The organism is Bacteroidota bacterium (assembly GCA_030706745.1).
In the GTDB taxonomy this organism is placed as follows: domain Bacteria; phylum Bacteroidota; class Ignavibacteria; order Palsa-1295; family Palsa-1295; genus PALSA-1295.
Map to the genome: position 1 here is coordinate 130,309 of JAUZNX010000001.1, position 18,689 is coordinate 148,997.

The following is an 18,689-nucleotide window of genomic DNA, read 5'->3' on the forward strand; positions in this document are numbered from 1 at the left end:
TATTTTCGCATAACTGAAAATGCTACTCGAACCAAAACTCATCGAACGCCTGGCCGATATCCTTGAAGGAATACCGGTTACGCATGCCACTGGTGGCCCGTCCCGGTTAAGCTCTGAAAGCCGCGAGGCCAGCGTGCTTGTCTACCATTCCGGGCATTCGGCCGACGGAGCTGGACCCGTTGCAGGGGAAAGTCCTCTCTTGGAAATAAATTTCTTTGAGACGGATCTCGGAGCAACCGTCATGGTGCACTCGGCCCTCGGAATGGTCGAATTGCATGGAGTCGATGAGATTCGGATGCTGGAAGCGACCGAAGAGGCGGCTTTCTTTAATCACGCCGGTGAGCAAGTGTCGATGTTGACAATCAGCTCGCATGGCGTAATTCAGGTCTATATGAATGTCGCCGAAATGCTTGCGACGATGGATCTGTCGGAAATTGCCGAGCGCGATCTGCGGGCCGCCGTGGCGCTTAAGGTATTTGGCGAACATGCGGAAGTATTCCGTTCTGCTTAGGACGTGCACTTTCATTTTCTGCTCAGCGAATCTCGATCTCGTGATCGATCCAAGCGGGCAAATGCGACATATACGGCCAGACTGAAGCAGGCTGCCAAACTTGCCGCAACGATTGAGTTTGCTTCCATTGAAGAGGTGGAACTTCACGCTATCCTTCTTTCGGATGCCGAATTGCTCGAGCTCAATCGAAGTGCACTAGGACATGATTGGCTCACGGACATTATTACCTTCGAAATCGAGAGGGCGGCAGAGTTGCTGCAAGCAGAGATCTATCTGAGTGTTGATCGGGCGCGTGAAAATGCCCGGCGATATCATGTGTCCCTCCTCCAGGAGCTCGAACATTTAGTCATCCACGGCATGCTCCATCTTGCTGGGATGAAAGATAAAACACCCCTTCAAAAGAAACAAATGCGCGCACGTGAGCGTTGGTATCTAGCCAAGTTGCGTGAATGATTGGGTCATTGATGATTGTCATCTGTGATCTTAATGTTCATAGCCCTGTTCGGCGTGTGACGCGATGCCTCCACGCCGGAGCCTGTTCAGCTCTCTTTATGTGACGGAGGATGCATGACCAATATGGAAGAACGTACCGAGATGAATGCAAGTCCAATCGCTGGACGAGAGCGAATCATGGAAATATTGGTCTTTTTGCTTTCAGAGATGCGCGCCAAGAAGGCGCTGACTGAAATTGATTTGAAGCCGCTTTCCCAACGCGGCTTCAGCCAAACCGAAATATCCGCGGCGTTCTCCTGGCTATTCGATAAGCTTGCCGTCGAAGTCTCGGCGCAGGACGGTCCACTGGTTTATTCATCACCAGTACTATCTCGGCCCAGTACCTCGCATCGTGTTTTGCACGATGTCGAGCGGTCCGTGATCGAACCGGATGCCCAGGGCTATCTGATGCAGATGCATGAGTTGGGCTTGCTGAATGACTTCGATCATGAATTTGTCATCGACCGGATTATGATGGCCGGTATTCCCAGCGTCTCTCTCGAAGACGTGCGGGACCTGGTAGCGGCTACCGTATTCGGTTATGATGAAACTGCTCGTCCGCATAGCCGCGTGATGCTGACGGCGAGCGATCGCGTGCAATAGCCTTTCGGCAAGACTGATAAAATCCTCCTAAATCAGGCTCGCATTCAGAACATATGCGAGATGAAAGCCTGCTCGCCGGTGTTTCGGGGCAACTTATTCTAAGATAGCCCAGCATGTTCGATACGCTAACCGAGTCACCCGATTTTACGCTTACTGAAGACCAAGCCGCTATTCGCGACCTCGCGCGCGATTTTGCCGAAACAGAGCTAAAGCCCCACCGCAATGAGTGGGACGAGTCCCAGGAATTCCCGATGGATGCCTTCAAGAAGATGGGCGCCTTGGGATTTTTGGGCACGCTGGTCTCGACGGAGCTTGGCGGAGCAGGACTCGGTGCGCAAGAAAATTCGATTATCATTGAAGAGATCGCACGAGTAGATCCGGCCGTCGCACTCTCTGTCGCCGCGCATAATGGCCTCTGCTCGGCGCACATCAATAAATTTGCGAGTGATGAGATTCGCGCCAAGTATATGCCGCCATTGGCGCGAGGCGAAATCCTTGGGGCGTGGGGACTCACCGAGCCATCTGCCGGTTCGGACGCAGGCGGCACGCGAACCGTCGCTGTCCGCGATGGCGATCATTACATTCTCAATGGCGCGAAGAACTTCATTACACACGGGACCGTCGGGGATACGACAGTTATTATGGCGGTGACCGAACCCGGTAAAGGTGCACGCGGTATTTCTGCGTTCGTTCTCGATAAGTCAATGCCCGGGTTCTATGCGTCGAAGAAAGAGAATAAACTCGGAATGCGCTGCTCGGATACATCGAGCCTCGTGATGGACAATGTGCGGGTTCCGGCAAGGAACCGCATTGGTGCCGAGGGCGAAGGGTTCGTGCAGGCGCTGCAAATTCTGGATGGTGGTCGCATCTCTATCGCGGCACTCGCACTTGGTACTGCTCAAGGCGCATTCGAAGCCGCGATCGCCTACGCACAAACGCGCGAACAATTTGGCAAACCGATCGCGGCACAGCAAGCAATACAATTCAAGCTCGCGCAAATGGGGATGAAGCTCGAAGCGGCTCGAGCACTGACCTACAAGGCGGCCTGGCTGCGCGATGCCGGTCAACCCTTTGGCAAGGCCGCTAGCATGGCGAAATTATTTGCAAGTGAAGCCGCCGTTAATCTCTCCGAAGAAGCAATTCAAATCCACGGTGGCTACGGATATATCAAGGAGTATCCGGTCGAGAAATTCTGGCGCGATTCAAAATTGCTCACTATCGGCGAAGGCACGAGTGAAGTGCAACGCATGGTCATCGCGCGCAAAGTGATCGAAGAAAACGCGCAGAACTAAGCTCTGCCGTAGCGGTCACGATATCGCTTGAATCGTTCAATCCTCACGCGATTCAAGCCTCAAAATGAATTTTCCCCGTTGTGACCTGATTAAGAATTAATGTTGAAACATCAGGCTGGGGTGTGACTTTTGGCCTGCTCGTGGGTTATTAGAGAAAGGGAGACAATCTCAGTTTCTTGTAACGCTCACTAGCTCTCATGATATTATGTTCAGGTCAATTGTCAGTACATCGGTTTTTGTGGCGCTTGTAAGTGCAGGTTTTGTATTCGCGTCTTGCGAAAATATCGTTCCAACTTCTTCCGCCGGGAATCAAATGTCCGTTCATTCCACGTCTGTCGCAACTGGTGGCCGTGTGGTCTATCGCGAACTGGGCGGCGGGTTCTTCGGTATTCTGGCCGATGATGGCCGCCAGTATGAACCACGGAATCTCGATGGGGCTTATCATGTCGAAGGTCTTCGGATAACCTTCACCGGCCAGCGGGATACAACCAGCCTTGGCAAATACGGATGGGGCAATCCGGTCGAGCTTGCTCAAGTCGAATCCTCCAAATAAGTCGAGGGAGAGCCAAAGAAGCGCGGCTGCGCGGGCAGGATTTTTGACCAGCGACTTTAGGTAAACACACGCGCCGCGTTCGGCGCGTGTTATTTTTGTGCCATGCTAAAGTCTCTCTCCGCGGTTTTGCTTGCCACCGGGCTCTTGTTTTCCGGCTGCTCGAAATCCGAAAATCCCAATGAACTCACGGCCAGTGGTACCATCGAAACCACCGATGTGAATGTCGCCGCAAAGACTCCCGGGCAAATCGCTGCGCTCTACATCGATGAAGGTACTCGCGTTGACTCAGGTAGTTTGATTGCAGTGCAGGATCATTCGGCCCTCGATATTCAGCTTCGCAGCGCGGACGCTGCGGTCGGGGCCGGACGAGCTCAATATACGTTGACCGAAAACGGTGCGCGGCGCGAGGATATCAAGCAAGCGGAGGAAGCCGTTGCTCAGGCTCAGACCAACCGGAGATTAGCCGCTGACGATCTCGAACGCATGCACAACCTTGAAAAAGGTAATGCAGCCACGAGGCAACAAGTCGATCAAGCCGAAGCCCATTTCCGCGTGACCCAAAGCCAGCTCGTCCAGGCTGAAGAAAACGCGGCCAAGCTGAAGCACCTCGCCCGCCCGGAGGAGGTTACCGGTGCGGCTGCTCGCGTGCAGCAACTCGAAGCCGAACGCGACCGCGTTCGCAAGATGATCGATGATTCCTACATCACGTCCCCGATCCGAGGAATCGTGACACAGAAGGTTTTGCAGCAAGGCGAACTTGCCGCACAAGGCGCGACGGTCGCAACCATCACCGACCTGTCCAAGGTCTATTTGATGATCTATTTGATCGAGGCAGAATTGCCGCGCGTCAAGCTTGGTGAATCCGTAGACGTCCGCGTTGACGGCATGCCGAAGAAGACCTTCCAGGGTCGGGTGACTTACATCTCACCGGAAGCGGAGTTCACCCCAAAGAATATTCAGACCAAAGATGATCGTGTTAAATTAGTCTTCGGCGTAAAGATAGAAATTCCGAATCCCACCGGCGAACTCAAGAAAGGTCTGCCGGCGGATGCGACAATACATTTAGAACCTGGATCGCATTGATCGGCGACTCAGGCTTCGAGACTCGCCCCTTTACCCACAGGGTCTCCGGGTGGTCGTCCATTTTTCTGAAGCCAATCGAGTAATGTCTTAATGCTACCGGTGGCGAGGGCAATGGAGTTATCACAGACGCCATAGTACAGATATATGGTGTCTCCGTCATCGCCGATCGTCTGACCACATGGAAACACGACGTTCTTGACTTCACCATCCACTTCATATCGCTCTTCCGGACCGAAGATCCATTCATCACCACGCAGAAGACATTGGTCGGGATTCTCTCTGTCAAACAAAGCAAGACCCAGACGATAAATCTTCCCACTGGCAGTATTGCGAACGCCATGATAGATCATGATCCATCCTTCTGGCGTTTCAATTGGCGGAGAAGCCATACCAATGCGATCGGAGTCCCACCATCCCCCTCTGCGCGCCGGAAGTGCCAGCACGTGACCGCCCCAATGGATGAGGTCCGGCGAGTAAGACATCCAGATATGATTTCCAAACGCCGTCGAAGGACGATGAATCATTGCCCAGCGCCCATGCACGCGATTCGGTAGAATCACCGCGTCTTTATTTTCGGGCGGCATGACATCGCCAAGCCGCTCGAAGCGTCGGAAATCTGAGGTCATTGCGAGCGATACTCCCGGTCCCTCGATTGAGTACGCGACGTACGTAACCACATATTTATCCAACTCGGGCACGAAGGTGATACGGGGATCTTCGATGCCCCACATTTCCTCCGGATAATTGTGCGGGTCGGGCAACATTGTGGGCGTCGGATCGATCTCCCAGTTGTCTATTCCGTTACGGGATTTTGCCACAGTTAGGTGCGAAAGACCGGTATGGTCCTCCACGCGGCAAAGCAGAAGTGTCGTGCCGTCTTTGAGCTTCGTCGCTCCGGGATTGAAAACGGTATTGATCCGATACGGCCACTTCTGAGGCGTTAAGATCGGATTGCCTGCATAACGGTGAAATAATGGTTCGTAAGACATAATCAAGTCTCGTTAATGCCAAATGAAAAAAAATCTGTCCTAGCTCTCATTAGCTCCTCTCATTGCTACCAGTGAGAGAGCATAGCATAGTGTGGATTCTGCACCCTTGTTGCGATTCACACGGTCGGGATGTAGGCCGTCAAAACATGCGCCCGTTTGAGGATCGCAAACCTGCAAACCCAGATCATTCGCGCCAAGAAACCAGTGGAATGCTATTTCGGCCTCGTTTCTCCATCGCGTGTCACCCGTAGCGTGAAAGGCTGCGATGGCGGCAACAATGGTGCTATATGCCTCAATTGGCTGCTGGTCCCAATGGGATCGCTTGCCATTGCGGGCATAAAAGCCATCCGTACCAATTGGCGAAAAACAGCCGGACCCTGAATGCTGCTGCCTGACGATCCAGTCCAATGATTGAAGTCCGATGTCGAGCATTTCCACGTCCTCCATCCAGCGCCCAGCGGTGACAAGAGCTTGAGGCAACTCCGCGTTTGCGTAGGTGAGAATTTCCTCGAACCATGGCCAGTCGTTCGTTGCGTTGTTCCGATAGAGCTCGAGCAGGCGTCCTGCAAGCATTTCCCCAGTGCCACGAACGTATTGTTCAAATGGAGAACGCGTGAGTGCCGATCGGGCACTGAACTCGATAATGCCAAGAATCGCGGAGGCCCAGGCGCGCGGGCTGGTAAACCGTATTACCGTGGGAAGCGCCTCTTTGAATAACCATTGTGCCGCCTCCCGTTGAGATTGCGAAGCGGCCTGTGCAGCCATCATCCCCAGCGTTCGAACTGCTCGACCGTGACTATCCTCAGAGCCGGCCTCCTCCAACCACCGTCGATCGTACGAAAGAAAATTGCGAAACCGGCCGTTCGATCGATTGAATGCAAAGAATAGCACGGCGACATAGCGTGGGGTATTACGAAGAAATGCGCGAACCGACTGAATATCTTCATTTCGATATGGCTCGAGCAATAATGCAAGCATCGCGGCACGTGCGTTGTCATCGGTGGTATACCCTTCTTGGTAGTTCGGAATATCGAAAACTGCATGCTGTAAGAGTCCGGTGTCATCGGTCAGGTCAAGCAAATGGTTGAGTTCGACCTCAGGAAGCACCCAAACTGGTAGCGGATCTGATTCCCCAGATGGGGATGGAAACCCACTTGCATGATGCGGATTCGCGACGAGCGCATGTCTCTCGCTGCTGCCTAGACCGGACTGTCCATTTGGTCGCTCCATGTTAGTTCGCATCCTTCACTCTGAAATAGACTTCACTTTGTCCACTGTGGAATCCTACCGGTATTCCGCACGGTAGCAAGAGCCCGTTGAAAGCTGACAAAATATGCGCGGGCCACGCGCGACCAGATCATCTCGCGACCGGCCTCATAGGCGGCATGTCGCAATTTCATCGAGCGAAATGGATGATTCAAGAGATCAATAACTTCCCTGGCAATCGCGCGAGAGTTGTGAAACCGCACTAAAATGCCTCGGCCATGGCTCAACATTTCTTTTGCATAGAGATATGGCGTTGATATGATTGCTTTCCCCGTTCCCAGCGCCTGTGAGAGCACTCCGGATACGGCCTGACCCGCTGAGTTATATGGAGTGATAAAAATATCGGCAGCGTCCATGAAATCGCCGAACTCCTTACGATCGACGAAGGCATTATGGAAGTAGACGTGCTGGAGCACGCCAAGTTCGCGCGCTAACTCGACCAGCGAGTCTCGGTATCCCTCCTTCGCATTGCGTTTGACATTCGGGTGCGTCGATCCTAATACCACATACATCGCGTTCGGATGCCGTTTGAGAATTCTTGGCATGGCGTCAATGACGTGCTCGATTCCCTTATTTGGGGATAGAAGCCCGGATGTCAGGAGTAGTTTTTTCCCTTCAAAGCCAAGTGCCTTTTTCCCATCGTCCGGTTCGAGGAATGGAGTATCCAGGACACCGTGAGGAATGAAGTCGATCTGTCCGTGTGGAATGTCATATTCTCGAGTCAGAATGTCCACTGATCGTTGCGTCATTACGATGAGCCTGCTTGAGAGTGCTGCAATTTGCTTCAGCACATCATATTGCCCTTTTGAGGGTCGCTCAAGAACGGTGTGAAGCGTGGTAACCACTGGGATTCGCAACCGCTCCAATAACGGGATAATATACGATCCGTCAGGACCTCCGAAAATTCCGTACTCATGTTGCAGGGAGACAATATTCGCACCGCTCACATTGAGAAAAGATGCGGCCTGCAAATATGACTCCGGATTTGACTCAACAAGTTCGAAGCGAACTGCGGGAGGATATTTGTAACCCTCCTCCGTATCCGTGACGGCGATGACAATGCATTCCGTACCAGACCCTTCAGCGGCAAGGGCTTCACACAAATCCGTCGTGAACGTCGCGATTCCGCATTGTCGAGGCAAATGATTGCCGATGACTGCGATTGCTGGTGACTGATACCCGACTTCCATGTGGCCTTGTCCCTAAGAGTTACGATAGATAGTCTTTAGGAACATCAGTCGCAATCCTTGTACCAAGGCTACTTGTGGCACAAGAGCCATTACAAAAACAATCAGCCGCTTTCAGAAAGCTGAAAGCGGCCTTTCATATTAAATAGCACTCATGAGAACCGGATCTGATTATGATCTCATCCGGGCAGGAGGATCAGGGCCTTGCAACGACAGGCAGTGTCGGATAGGCCTCACCTTTTTTCTTCTGAACCTCGAGTTCAGGAGCAAGTACCGCCGTGGGCCCGATCAGCGTTGCAGGGACTTTGGAGCCGAAACTAAATAGCCCGCCCGTACCACCAGCAATCAGCATGTTCCGAGTCGCGCTTTCCTTCGAAGAGATGATTTCGCGGAGATCCCGAATTGTTGGCAGACCAATTTCGGCTCCTCGAACGAGTTGCTCATGTCCATCGGAATACACCTTATAGATGAGAGAGGGCACGATCATTTTTCCGCCTGCGAGCATGTCCTGCAAGGAAAATCCGGCGTCCTCACCCGGCATGCCACCCTCGATAGAGCGCACCACCAAAGCATAGTCATACCCATCATCTTTGGCGCGTGTGAGAAGATCGTGGCGAAGCTGAGATCGCTTTACTGCATTCGCATCTCGATAGTCGACGACACCGGGTGCCGGCACATTTTCAGTCAGGCCCGGCAGCCCGCCAATCACAGAGCGTGCATGACCATTGGGCTCTCGAAGCTCTTTGGTCGGCGTGCGCGTCATATAGAGCGTCTTCAGAATCCCTTTGTCCACGAGTTTGAGATCGCTGACTGGCGCGACACCTTCGTCATCGAAAGGATAGTACCCGAGGAGATCGAGGGATCCTGATTTCTGCAACAACGGCCGATCATCAAGGGAAACAGTCTTCGGCAGAATTCGCGTGGCAAGTTTCTCTTTTAGAGACGACCGCTTGGCACTGGAAAAAATAGCGGAGACATCGTTGCCGAATACATCCTCTCGATGCGCGGTCAATCGCGACACCACATTATCCGCGATAAAATCAGCGGCGGCGTCATCTTCGAATAGCACCGGTCCGGTGTACTCCGCGTCGAATCGCGGGGCGACTGCCAGTGCGCGCAATTCCGTTGCGAGTTGAGTCGCAGCCTCGATGATCTTAGCGTTAGGCGGCAGCTCATCGGGAAGCTTGGCAACGAAAGTCCTCGAAAGTGAAAGCGGTTCGCCGTCATCGACAGCCTGACCGGATGCCTGTAACCGAATCTGCGCCAATGAGACTGGCTTGCGTACACGGGTCCCTTCGGTATTTGCAATCCATTCGTAACCATTCGTGATACTAATCGAAATGCTCGAGCTTTGCACCGCGGTATAGTTGGCGAAGACACCACTGGCCGCTTTTGCCATCGCCTCGAGCGCAGGGCGGTCATAGTGGACTGCGGTGGGCGGCTCGGAAATCTGTATGCCCGGCGCCGGCGCGAAATCGGGCAAGTCTTTCAGCTCCGGTGCGAGCTGTTTGTGCTCGAGAGCTGCTTGCTTCTTTGTAAAACTCTCATTCGCACTTTTGAAGAGATCGTCGGTCGAAAGCCAAAGGACGCGGCGAATGCCTTCGTAATCGTCGTCGAGTGGTAAGGTATTATCCGGTGCAGAGCTAAAACTAAAGAAGCCGGTATTGTCCGAGAAATTCTCGTCATTGAACTGATAGTTGTTCACGAGCAAGCGAACGGATTCGCGGCGCGCATGCGTCTCCTCCGATCGCGATAGCGACCCGTTGGACGCTGTGATCTCGAGCTTATCCTGATCACCCACGGTATAGGAGATGAAGAATGGATCGATCAGGCCTTTGAGCTTGAGGTCCGCTTTGGCCCGCGCAAGCTCATCCGACATTGCGCGTTCGACAGTCGTGATCGTCTTTTCCGAAACCTGTGCGCGGACTGCAACGGTGGAGAGCTCCAACGCGACCAGTGCGACCGATATGCGTTTGATAATCTTCATGTTAGTTTGCTTTGATCGCATCGGGTGCGGGAAGGATGGGTAGACGCTCCTGCGATTTCTGTTTCTTCTGTACTTCGATCTCACGGACGAGCAGACTCGGGCTTGAAGCAGATACCGGAACCCATCCGGACTCCGCTCCACAAATGCCATTGAATGTTTCACCATCGTTACCGGCGGCAATGATCCGTTCAAACGTGGCCAGCGGTGTGCCAATTAAATCAACCCCACGAACGAGTTCGTCTGGACGGCCATCGGCATAGACGCGATATACGAGAATGGGCAACACGTTGAATGCATTTGGGATCGTGCGACCGGTCAAAGTGAACCCACCTTCCACTTGCTGAAACCATAAACCGTATGGCTTACCGGCGCGCTTGCACTCCGCAATGAGCAGCGCACGCAACGAATCGACGGGTACAGTCTGCCGTGCAATAACGACAAGATTCGATTGCCGCGCCACCGGAAGCTTGCCTGGCTGCGCGCGAGCATGACCGTTCGAATGTGAGAACCCTTCAATCGGTGAGCGCGACATCAGAAAATTCTCGAGTACGCCGCTATCGACAACATTGACCCGCTGACCTCGGACACCCTCGTCATCATATTCGTAGCATCCGAGCAAGTCGGTCCCTCGGTATTGCTTTTGGTTGGGATCGAAGTAGACATCCATAAACGCGGGCAAAATTCTTTGTCCGATCTTCTTCTTGAACGTCTGTCCTTCGGCTTCATTCTTTTGCCGATGCCCCTCAACGCGGTGGCCAAAAATTTCATGAAAAAACACGCCAGCCGCTCCACCCGAGAGGATTGCGGGCCCTGCATAAGGATCGACAATCGGCGCATTCCGCATTTTCATCAACATCGCGATCATTTGACGAACGTCGCTCAAAATCGTATCATCCGAAGGAAGGTCCTCGGGTTTGAACGCGAAGTAGCTTTTGTAAAGCGGCAACTCCATCCCATCATCGGCCTTCGCCGTTGCCATGACCATCACGCGGACATAAAGCTGATTGGAGGCGATTTCACCACCTTCCGTCGAAACAAAATACTTGCGGACAATATTTGCTTCGAGCGTCGCTTTGGCTTCGAATATATCCTTCTGCCCCGCAAAGAGTGCGGAGTATCGTCGAAGTCGCGCTTCCCAGGCTGATCTGTTCCTGAAGTAGCTCGACATCTCTATCGGAGCTTCATAATAGTGGTTCGAGGCATCCGCTTTACTGAAATCACCAGACGTATCTTCTTCTGCAACTTTGACGGTCTTGTTCGTCCGCACTTGCTGCAAGCGTTCGGTAGCGGCCTTGTAAGCCTGATCCGTCTCGCGCCACAGCGCGAGCCTCAGTGCTTCATCGTTATTCTCGAACGGAATCATGCGCGCCCCGCCTCGCGCAAACATATCGTTCGAGGCGCGGATTTGATGGGTATTATCGAGCGAGTAATCTCCAACTCGCAAATCAACGAGCAACATCCGATGGCGGCTCGAATCGGACTTCACGATCGAGCCATAGCTCGCCGTCATGCTGACGGTCTGCTCGTCGCCCACATTGTAACTCATATAGTAGGGCGGAGTGGCTTGCTTTCCGAGAGCGGATTGCTCGCGAGCGAGCTCTTTCGACAGCGTCTGAATTATGGGGTCGCTCGTAGCAGTCTGGCTTTTGGCCGGCATTGCTGTCAACAGAGCGAGCAAAAGTACGGGCCAAAAGGCGCGAAATCGAAGAACTGGGTGCATGTCTAACGGTTGGGTAAAATCTTGTGGCCCCCGAACGAAAAAGGCCAACAGTATGAGCATATCGAAGCGCAAATCCGGTCGGAAGAGTTCAAACTTCAGGGGGGCAGTGTATGAGTTCTAGCTCATCCATCGAGCGTCGCCAATTCAGCCATAGCCAGCAAAAATGAACCGGTACCCCACCACCATTCGCCAGTCGCCAGTGACTTGTAGTACTCGGCCGTCCCGGGCCAGGTACCTTCGGAAACACCAAGGACGCGGCCAGTCTCGTCAACGGCGCCTTCGATACCTCGCTTGGCCTTCTCCATGAGACTGATTGTACCCATCCGACCGATTTGTCCGATCCTTCGCGCACGTGCATATGCGAAGAGATACATGGCAGAAGCAGACACCTCTTCATACGCCTTCGGATCATCAATGATCGTCCGCCAGAGCCCACCCTTCGTTTGGTACAGTGCAATAGCTGAAGAGAGTTTCTGGAAGACCGCTAGCAAATCCTTGTAGCGTGCGGATTTCTTGTCCAACTTTGGGAGCACTTCTGCAAGCGTCATCATCACCCAGCCATTGCCACGCGCCCAACTGCCTTCAGAGCGATTGCCGCCGTTGTTCTCCTGGCAGTGAATAAAGAATGGCTTCTCGCCATCCTGCAACCGATCGAGATGGAGCACAATCTGCTTAATGGCATCGTCCTCCCAGGGAAGTCCAAGCGCCGGACCGATCTTCGAGAGCACGACTGCTGAATAATAGACAGTGTCAATATAGATATTCGGAAGATCGATATTGTGCAACAGTATTCCTTCACCATTGCGCAATGCTTTGCAGCGAATAAACTCGTAAATCCGAAGCGCGGTATCTCGAAGCTGAATCTGGAATTCCGGAAACTCCCGCATGACATCGGGATAAAGCAGACCTATACTCCACGAGCCACAGAAATAATTGATTTGAACGCGCTCGGCCAGATGGAATGCAAGCCAATGGCGAAGGTACGCACGGACATTCGGATTGTCATCGACGCGAAGTCCTGCAAGCAGCCCGTACATTGCAAGCGATTGCCCCCAGTCCGTGGATTGCGATTCCGGACGGTAGCGCGCGATGAATGACTCGCTGACCGTCCTTATTATGGGTAACGGATAACTTATGGCTTTGGAAAAAGTCTTCGACATTGCTCAGCCGGTTATATTAACCCCTTGCCGCCGACACGATCTGACGAGCCCGCTGCGTGATAGTACTGAGTGCACTGTCATCCATATCGCGATCGCTGACGAGTGGTGTTCCGATACCAACGGCAGATGCACCCGCGGCGAACCAGTCCGATACGTTGTCTGGCGTGACGCCATTGGTCGGTACGAATCGAATATCCGGAAATGGTCCTCGCATCGCGCGCAGATATTGTGGACCAAGTCCCACAAGTGGAAAAAGCTTCACGAAATCGGATCCCGACTGCGATGCTTGCCACGCTTCGGTGGGTGTCAGGGCACCGGCCATTGAAACAAGGCCAACTTGTTGGGCAACGGCGAGCATATCAAGGTCGGTCACGGGGCTTACTAAAAATTTCGCGCCGCTCTCAATCGCTTGTGTTGCAGCTTCAACTCCGATAACAGTGCCGGCGCCCAACAGACACAACGGAAATTCTTTGGCGACGCGATGAATTGCTTCCAGCGCATCGCCCGAATTCAGCGTAATCTCGACCGTTGTGATGCCACCTTCGAGGATCGCTTCGACGATGCGCTCGATTCCCACCGTCCGCTTCAGCCGCAGCACGGCGAAGACCTTCTCTTTAAGAATGCGTTGAATGCTTGCGCCTTTGGTCATGTGCCTAAAACGTCTCGAACTCCGAAAATAGCTCACGCGCGGCGCGGCCTTCGGTGAGTCCTTGCGCCGTCTTGTGCTCGCCTTCGATCGACTTCATCAGTTCGACATAGACGCGCTCGAAGTGTGCCTGAGGAATCACGACGACTCCATTCGCATCGCCGAAGACCACATCGCAAGGCTCAATACGAACGTCGCCTATTGTAACGGTCACGTTATACTCGGCCATGTATCCACGACGGCGAATATCCTTGATGCAGCGATACGATCCGAATACAGGGAAGTCCAATTTGGCGATCTGCTCGAAATCGCGAATGCCGCCGTTCACCGCCGCTGCGACCGCGCCACGCGCCTTCGCGCGCGTGGACATCAGCCCGCCCCACAGCGCCGCATCGATATCGGCATCAGAAGCGACGATCACAAACGCATGCTCTGGAATCGAATCGACCATCGCCAGGAGCTTGTCGATCTCGACATATTCTTTGGTCGGGACCACCCGGCAGGGATACGCAACGCCAGCCACTTTCAGAGTGGGATCGAATGGAATGGATTGGATCTCATGTGCAAGCACGTGCGAAGGAATACCCAGCCGGTCCATTACATCGCTGACGAGCGGCGTAAAGAAGCGACCGAACGAGCGAAGAACTTCTGGATTGACGATCATCTCAATCCCGTTGGCATTTGCTCAAATCCGGGTTGCACATTGACTCCGCCCAATGAGCGCCAGGTATCATCCTCCAGTGAACAGAGGATCCAGCAAAAGTTGATCGGGTAGCCAGGCGCGGCGACGTTTGGATGATACCCTTCGACGATCGCGACAGCATCATTCTCATACACGGGCTGGACGAACTCGGGATTCTCAAGATTCGAATACACGAACTGCGTTCCGAATCCCGGTCGAGGCATATCGAAGAAGAGATAGAGTTCTTCGCGGGTTGCAGCATGCTCATGGGGCGGCCAACTCGTCCAGTTGCCGGGTTTGGACATCGTCACTCCCATCAGCAAGCGCGAACCTTGCACGTTCTCCGCGAGTACTTTGTGGATGTCGCGGTAGTATGGTTCGGCACCGACATGCAGTGTGAGCGAATCGCTGTTCTTCACATCTCGCTCGAAGCTAACAAACTTAGTAGGATGCACCTTCTTTGTTGGCGCGGAGCCTTCGACAAGATCGAGGAAATCGTCGGTCGAGACTTCAAAGGCCTCGCCCCTGCCCACATAGATTCCATCGAATCTATTGATTCTATGCTCTTCCGATCCCACCCGCACAGTCCCGCTTCCATGCAAACAGAGCAACGTAGTCTCTCGGCCTTCATTTTGGCCGGATGCACGCGGCGTGGATTTATCAAGGATAATGCGGCCGGCGTGGATCGCCTTGAACGCTGAGGTCGCAGGCGTGATCGCAATGTTGCGGCCTTTCAGGGCAACTGTATTTCGAACGAGCCAATTCATACTATTCTTCATTTCGATAATTCCTTTTTCAGTTCGATCAAATCCGAGATAGGAGCCCAATCGTCATGACGTTCCCATTTCTTCCGATGTTTCAACCGATAGCCGATTGAAGCCAGAGAATCTGCCCTGTGCTCAAAAAATACCGGTCGGATGAGACTATCCGTTGGGAAATCGGTCGGGTCGTAATACATCCAAACGTTGATAAGGAGCGGCAGATCCTTTCTTTGGCATGTTTCCTTCAGTGCCACTAAGGCCTGCCGCATGGCTTCCTTGTTCTCGTCCAAGTCCATCGATTCCTCCTGTCCGCACTGGACATATTCGCGAAATATTTTCCGTACAGCAGCAGTCGGGGTGCGAGTACCTTGAGCATGCGCCAGCGAGCATTCAAGCATGAAGAGAAATATAAATATGTACTTCATTGCAGTATTTCTAATATCCCAGCCATCCTCCATCGACCACAAGCACGTGCCCATTGACGTAGTCGGAAGCGGACGAGGCAAGGTAGATGATGGCGCCAGCAAGGTCTTCCGGTTCGCCCCAGCGAGCAGCGGGAATCCGCGAGAAGACTTGCTTGCTCCGTTCGGCATTCGAGCGAAGCGCCGCAGTCGCATTGGTCAGCATATAGCCTGGTGCTATGGCGTTAACGTTAATATTATACTTGGCCCACTCATTCGCGAGCGCCTTCGTAAGCTGCGCAACGCCGCCTTTTGCAGCTGCATACGCTGCGATGTTCAAGCCGCCTTGAAATGACATGAGAGATGCCATATTGATGATCTTGCCACTGCCTTGATCGACCATCACTTTGCCGATGGCTTGCGCCCAACTGAATACCGCATTCAGATTGGTGTCGATCACATCATACCAATCGTGGGCAGTGTAGTCGGTAGCCGGGGATCGGCGAATGATGCCTGCGTTGTTGATGAGGATATCGATCGTGCCTGAGCGTTGGATGATCGTTGCCAAGGCTTCCATCATCTTCTCGGGGTCTTTGACATCGCACGCAATTGAATATGACCGATCGGTCTGCTCCGAGCGATTGGCAGCAATTTGCTGCTGGACCTCTTTCAGCGCCGCCTGATCCCGCCCGATCAGTGCAACAGTTGCACCCGCACCCGCGAGCGCAACCGCGGCGGCGCGACCCAATCCGCGCGATGCGCCGGTCACAAGTGCGACTTTTCCTTCGAGTGAAAAAAGTTGTTCGAGGTAAGACATCCTCAAAAATACGACGCAATCCTAGCCATACAAATGGATTTCCCTTTCTTCGAGATTGGGAACGAGCGGAAGGGACATGTCATCCGCCGGGATAATGGAGTGCAACTCCATTCAGGAGCAATTTGCTCGCTGAACAGTGCAAGGTTCTCCAAACCTAAACCACCACTTTGGCCTTCAGCCCATCAATCGGCCAGAGACGCAATGCTTGTGCTGCACTCGTTTTCTGCTTTTCGCTGCCATCACGCATGACGATCTCGTAGGCGCTTTGTCGCTCCGCGTGATCGAAAAATGTGGGATGTGCAAGGCGATTCAGGGCTTCCTTGGTGTCGATGGAAATCTTGCTGAGTTTCATATTGCTCGGGTTAAAAGGATAAGCCCTCCTGGGCATACGTACTTGGCCGCGAACACCGCCTTGCCAGGATTAGTGGCCTCAATCTTCCGCAAAGTGGACTATTCATGCCGAAGCGCTTCGATCGGGTTCATTCTGGCCGCTTTCCGCGCCGGATACCAACCGAAGAAGACTCCGACAAATGTCGCCGCGCTGAATGAGAGCCCGACTGCGCTGGAAGAGATCATCAAACTCCAGCCATTCTGTGATGACACAACCGAGCTTGCAACATAGCCCAGGAGGATACCGATCGCACCGCCCACAAGACTCAAGGTCACGGCTTCGGTCAAGAACTGCAGCAGGATATTGAAGCCTTTGGCACCGATGGACTTGCGAATGCCAATCTCCCGGGTGCGCTCCGTTACGCTGACGAGCATGATATTCATAATGCCAATTCCACCGACAACCAACGAAATTATTGCGGCCATGCTTAACAGATTCGTCATCGTTGCAGTCGTCTCGGCGGCAGCCTGCGCCATTTCGACCTGCGAGCGCACGCGGAAATCCTGATTGTCCGTTGGTTGCAGCCGATGCTCGATGCGCAGAATGCGAGATACATCCGCAATCGCTTGCTGTGTCACGTCGGGCGAAATCGTACTCACAAAAATATCTTCGAGCCACGTGATTCCCATGATGCGCCGTTGAACTGTCGCTAATGGAGCAAGGACATTGTCGTCCTGATCTTGGCCGAAGCTATTGACGCCTTTCTCTTTCAAAATGCCGATGACCATGCAAGGGACGTTCTTGATACGGATCGTCTGGCCAATGGCGTCGATATCCCCGAAGAGGTTTGTCGCGACAGTCTTTCCGAGTAAGCAGACTTTCCGGCCCGTCTTCGCGTCGGCTTCGGTAAACATGCTGCCGCGCTCGACGACATAATTTCGTATCGGTAGAATCGCTGGAGTTGAACCTGTGATGCGCGTCAACCAATTCGCATTTCCGGCAATGACTTGCGCTCTCGTATCGACCGATGCCGCTACCTCATCCAGGTAGGGTGATTGCTTCACCGCTTCCGCGTCTTTGTCCGTCAGCCGAATGCTGCCGCCGGCGCCGGAGGAAATACCGCCTGACATCGTTGGTCCCGGATCGATCTGCAACATGTTCGTGCCCATCGAGTTGATCTGCGCGGCCACAATCTGCGCGGCGCCTTGTCCGATCGCTGTCATCGTGATCACCGAGCCCACTCCAATGATGATCCCGAGCATTGTCAGTAATGCACGCATCTTGTTGCTCGCAAGCGACTGAAGGGCCATCGATACGCTGCTCGCGAGTTGTGTGATCATGCGGAGGAAAACATCCAACAGCGACCGCATGGCGAAAGTTGATCGCCACCATTATCACGCGCTCATTCGACGTCTGACTCCGCAAGGCTTTCCTTAATCAAATCCAACGCTTCGCCGACCTGCACTTCACGATCTTCCATTTCGAACGACCGCACGGACATCACTGGCTGCACGGCTTCTATGATCGCTTCAGCTTTTTTCGGATCGCCCTTCGAGAGCTTCGTCAGATTCGTGAGGATGTCTTCGCCATAGCGGTATTCAGTGTGCTCTTCGATGACCGGCGTTCGTCCGCTACGAATATCTTTCTTTACGTTTGCCGGAATCGCCTCGCTCTTCAGCAAGACTTTCTTTAGCTCATCGACCAGCGCGTCCATCTTGTCTTCAGGGATGTCATGCACGAGTTGCGGATTGAACTCGAAGTGCTTGATCTCTTCAATGTCAATTTCGACGCCGAACTTATCTTTCAGCTCCATGATCTTTTCGGCGCGGGCTTCATCGATGATCGCATATTTCTTCATCGGCACGATGAGCGCTTTGGCATCGTCTGTCGTCACGGTGAAGGCATTCGCTTCGCGTCCACCTTTCACGACATCGGTGAGCCATTCCGGCAGCAGATTCTTAAAAACTACTTTACGCGCGTGGCCGGTGATCGAGCCGAGCACCTTGTTCAGTGCGTTGAGCGCTCCGAGCACCTTCAGCGCGCTGGCTGCGACCGCCTGCTTCGGGCCACGAAGCGTGTAAATTTTCTTCTTGGCTGGTTTCGGCGTCCGGCTCCTCGATTCCCTGACCGCCGTCCGGATAATATCTTTCATCGGCATAATCACCTCCAAAGCGCAACGACCGTGCCGACTATCTTCCCCTCTTACTC

At 53.4% G+C, this 18,689-nt stretch carries 20 protein-coding genes; 6 read left to right on the forward strand and 14 right to left on the reverse strand.

Features of this window, described 5'->3' with window-relative positions:
• The first annotated feature begins 19 nt into the window (after positions 1–19).
• The 6 genes from Q8902_00595 (at position 20) to Q8902_00620 (ending at position 4,534) form a co-directional block, all read left to right on the forward strand.
• Positions 20–511 (forward strand): hypothetical protein, encoded by a 492-nt coding sequence (locus tag Q8902_00595; GenBank protein ID MDP4198051.1) that lies wholly within the window; start codon positions 20–22, stop codon positions 509–511.
• A 3-nt stretch (positions 512–514) separates the two neighbouring features.
• A complete protein-coding gene (ybeY, locus tag Q8902_00600) occupies positions 515–964 on the forward strand; it encodes an rRNA maturation RNase YbeY (protein ID MDP4198052.1) in 450 nt (149 codons plus the stop codon).
• Between the two features lie 123 nt (positions 965–1,087).
• Positions 1,088–1,606 carry a DUF494 family protein gene (locus Q8902_00605; protein ID MDP4198053.1) on the forward strand — a complete coding sequence of 173 codons (519 nt, stop codon included), beginning with the start codon at positions 1,088–1,090 and terminating at the stop codon, positions 1,604–1,606.
• Positions 1,607–1,719: 113 nt separating this feature from the next.
• Complete coding sequence (locus Q8902_00610; GenBank protein ID MDP4198054.1) at positions 1,720–2,898, forward strand: acyl-CoA dehydrogenase family protein; 1,179 nt, start codon at positions 1,720–1,722, stop codon at positions 2,896–2,898.
• Between the two features lie 313 nt (positions 2,899–3,211).
• Positions 3,212–3,451, forward strand: a complete 240-nt coding sequence (locus Q8902_00615) for a hypothetical protein (protein MDP4198055.1) — start codon at positions 3,212–3,214, stop codon at positions 3,449–3,451.
• Positions 3,452–3,553: 102 nt separating this feature from the next.
• Entirely contained in the window at positions 3,554–4,534 is a 981-nt protein-coding gene (locus tag Q8902_00620; GenBank protein ID MDP4198056.1) for an efflux RND transporter periplasmic adaptor subunit, read from the forward strand.
• Between the two features lie 8 nt (positions 4,535–4,542).
• Here the strand turns inward: Q8902_00620 and Q8902_00625 are convergent, their stop codons facing one another.
• From Q8902_00625 to Q8902_00690, 14 genes are all read right to left on the reverse strand, one after another.
• Entirely contained in the window at positions 4,543–5,523 is a 981-nt protein-coding gene (locus Q8902_00625; GenBank protein ID MDP4198057.1) for a glycosidase, read from the reverse strand.
• A 39-nt stretch (positions 5,524–5,562) separates the two neighbouring features.
• Positions 5,563–6,765 carry a hypothetical protein gene (locus Q8902_00630; protein MDP4198058.1) on the reverse strand — a complete coding sequence of 401 codons (1,203 nt, stop codon included), beginning with the start codon at positions 6,763–6,765 and terminating at the stop codon, positions 5,563–5,565.
• 20 nt (positions 6,766–6,785) lie between these two features.
• Entirely contained in the window at positions 6,786–7,979 is a 1,194-nt protein-coding gene (locus Q8902_00635; protein ID MDP4198059.1) for a glycosyltransferase family 4 protein, read from the reverse strand.
• Positions 7,980–8,172: 193 nt separating this feature from the next.
• Positions 8,173–9,963, reverse strand: coding sequence for a metallopeptidase TldD-related protein (locus Q8902_00640; protein ID MDP4198060.1), 1,791 nt, complete (start codon positions 9,961–9,963; stop codon positions 8,173–8,175).
• A 1-nt stretch (position 9,964) separates the two neighbouring features.
• Positions 9,965–11,683: a metallopeptidase TldD-related protein gene (locus Q8902_00645; GenBank protein ID MDP4198061.1), complete on the reverse strand. Its 1,719-nt coding sequence runs from the start codon at positions 11,681–11,683 to the stop codon at positions 9,965–9,967.
• Positions 11,684–11,805: 122 nt separating this feature from the next.
• Positions 11,806–12,843 carry a glycoside hydrolase family 88 protein gene (locus Q8902_00650; protein ID MDP4198062.1) on the reverse strand — a complete coding sequence of 346 codons (1,038 nt, stop codon included), beginning with the start codon at positions 12,841–12,843 and terminating at the stop codon, positions 11,806–11,808.
• Positions 12,844–12,859: 16 nt separating this feature from the next.
• Positions 12,860–13,492 carry a bifunctional 4-hydroxy-2-oxoglutarate aldolase/2-dehydro-3-deoxy-phosphogluconate aldolase gene (locus Q8902_00655; GenBank protein MDP4198063.1) on the reverse strand — a complete coding sequence of 211 codons (633 nt, stop codon included), beginning with the start codon at positions 13,490–13,492 and terminating at the stop codon, positions 12,860–12,862.
• A gap of 4 nt (positions 13,493–13,496) precedes the next feature.
• Positions 13,497–14,153 (reverse strand): RraA family protein, encoded by a 657-nt coding sequence (locus Q8902_00660; GenBank protein ID MDP4198064.1) that lies wholly within the window; start codon positions 14,151–14,153, stop codon positions 13,497–13,499.
• Positions 14,150–14,938 (reverse strand): 5-deoxy-glucuronate isomerase, encoded by a 789-nt coding sequence (locus Q8902_00665; GenBank protein MDP4198065.1) that lies wholly within the window; start codon positions 14,936–14,938, stop codon positions 14,150–14,152. The genes Q8902_00660 and Q8902_00665 overlap by 4 nt, the downstream gene beginning before the upstream one ends.
• Positions 14,939–14,946: 8 nt before the next feature.
• A complete protein-coding gene (locus Q8902_00670; GenBank protein MDP4198066.1) occupies positions 14,947–15,330 on the reverse strand; it encodes a hypothetical protein in 384 nt (127 codons plus the stop codon).
• A 37-nt stretch (positions 15,331–15,367) separates the two neighbouring features.
• On the reverse strand, positions 15,368–16,150 hold the full coding sequence (locus Q8902_00675; GenBank protein ID MDP4198067.1) for a glucose 1-dehydrogenase: 783 nt from the start codon (positions 16,148–16,150) through the stop codon (positions 15,368–15,370).
• Between the two features lie 154 nt (positions 16,151–16,304).
• Positions 16,305–16,502, reverse strand: coding sequence for a hypothetical protein (locus Q8902_00680; protein MDP4198068.1), 198 nt, complete (start codon positions 16,500–16,502; stop codon positions 16,305–16,307).
• A gap of 98 nt (positions 16,503–16,600) precedes the next feature.
• Positions 16,601–17,821: an ABC transporter permease gene (locus Q8902_00685; GenBank protein ID MDP4198069.1), complete on the reverse strand. Its 1,221-nt coding sequence runs from the start codon at positions 17,819–17,821 to the stop codon at positions 16,601–16,603.
• Between the two features lie 62 nt (positions 17,822–17,883).
• Positions 17,884–18,633 carry a hypothetical protein gene (locus tag Q8902_00690; GenBank protein MDP4198070.1) on the reverse strand — a complete coding sequence of 250 codons (750 nt, stop codon included), beginning with the start codon at positions 18,631–18,633 and terminating at the stop codon, positions 17,884–17,886.
• Positions 18,634–18,689 lie beyond the last annotated feature (56 nt).

Excerpts from the sequence above, each read along its gene's own strand:
- Q8902_00595 (MDP4198051.1), top strand. The coding sequence starts at position 20 with ATGCTACTCGAACCAAAACTCATCGAACGCCTGGCCGATATCCTTGAA.
- Q8902_00605 (MDP4198053.1), top strand. The coding sequence starts at position 1,088 with ATGGAAGAACGTACCGAGATGAATGCAAGTCCAATCGCTGGACGAGAG.
- Q8902_00610 (MDP4198054.1), top strand. The coding sequence starts at position 1,720 with ATGTTCGATACGCTAACCGAGTCACCCGATTTTACGCTTACTGAAGAC.
- Q8902_00615 (MDP4198055.1), top strand. The coding sequence starts at position 3,212 with ATGTCCGTTCATTCCACGTCTGTCGCAACTGGTGGCCGTGTGGTCTAT.
- Q8902_00620 (MDP4198056.1), top strand. The coding sequence starts at position 3,554 with ATGCTAAAGTCTCTCTCCGCGGTTTTGCTTGCCACCGGGCTCTTGTTT.
- Q8902_00625 (MDP4198057.1), bottom strand. The coding sequence starts at position 5,523 with ATGTCTTACGAACCATTATTTCACCGTTATGCAGGCAATCCGATCTTA.
- Q8902_00630 (MDP4198058.1), bottom strand. The coding sequence starts at position 6,765 with ATGCGAACTAACATGGAGCGACCAAATGGACAGTCCGGTCTAGGCAGC.
- Q8902_00635 (MDP4198059.1), bottom strand. The coding sequence starts at position 7,979 with ATGGAAGTCGGGTATCAGTCACCAGCAATCGCAGTCATCGGCAATCAT.
- Q8902_00640 (MDP4198060.1), bottom strand. The coding sequence starts at position 9,963 with ATGAAGATTATCAAACGCATATCGGTCGCACTGGTCGCGTTGGAGCTC.
- Q8902_00645 (MDP4198061.1), bottom strand. The coding sequence starts at position 11,683 with ATGCACCCAGTTCTTCGATTTCGCGCCTTTTGGCCCGTACTTTTGCTC.
- Q8902_00650 (MDP4198062.1), bottom strand. The coding sequence starts at position 12,843 with ATGTCGAAGACTTTTTCCAAAGCCATAAGTTATCCGTTACCCATAATA.
- Q8902_00655 (MDP4198063.1), bottom strand. The coding sequence starts at position 13,492 with ATGACCAAAGGCGCAAGCATTCAACGCATTCTTAAAGAGAAGGTCTTC.
- Q8902_00660 (MDP4198064.1), bottom strand. The coding sequence starts at position 14,153 with ATGATCGTCAATCCAGAAGTTCTTCGCTCGTTCGGTCGCTTCTTTACG.
- Q8902_00665 (MDP4198065.1), bottom strand. The coding sequence starts at position 14,938 with ATGAATTGGCTCGTTCGAAATACAGTTGCCCTGAAAGGCCGCAACATT.
- Q8902_00670 (MDP4198066.1), bottom strand. The coding sequence starts at position 15,330 with ATGCTTGAATGCTCGCTGGCGCATGCTCAAGGTACTCGCACCCCGACT.
- Q8902_00675 (MDP4198067.1), bottom strand. The coding sequence starts at position 16,150 with ATGTCTTACCTCGAACAACTTTTTTCACTCGAAGGAAAAGTCGCACTT.
- Q8902_00680 (MDP4198068.1), bottom strand. The coding sequence starts at position 16,502 with ATGAAACTCAGCAAGATTTCCATCGACACCAAGGAAGCCCTGAATCGC.
- Q8902_00685 (MDP4198069.1), bottom strand. The coding sequence starts at position 17,821 with ATGATCACACAACTCGCGAGCAGCGTATCGATGGCCCTTCAGTCGCTT.
- Q8902_00690 (MDP4198070.1), bottom strand. The coding sequence starts at position 18,633 with ATGAAAGATATTATCCGGACGGCGGTCAGGGAATCGAGGAGCCGGACG.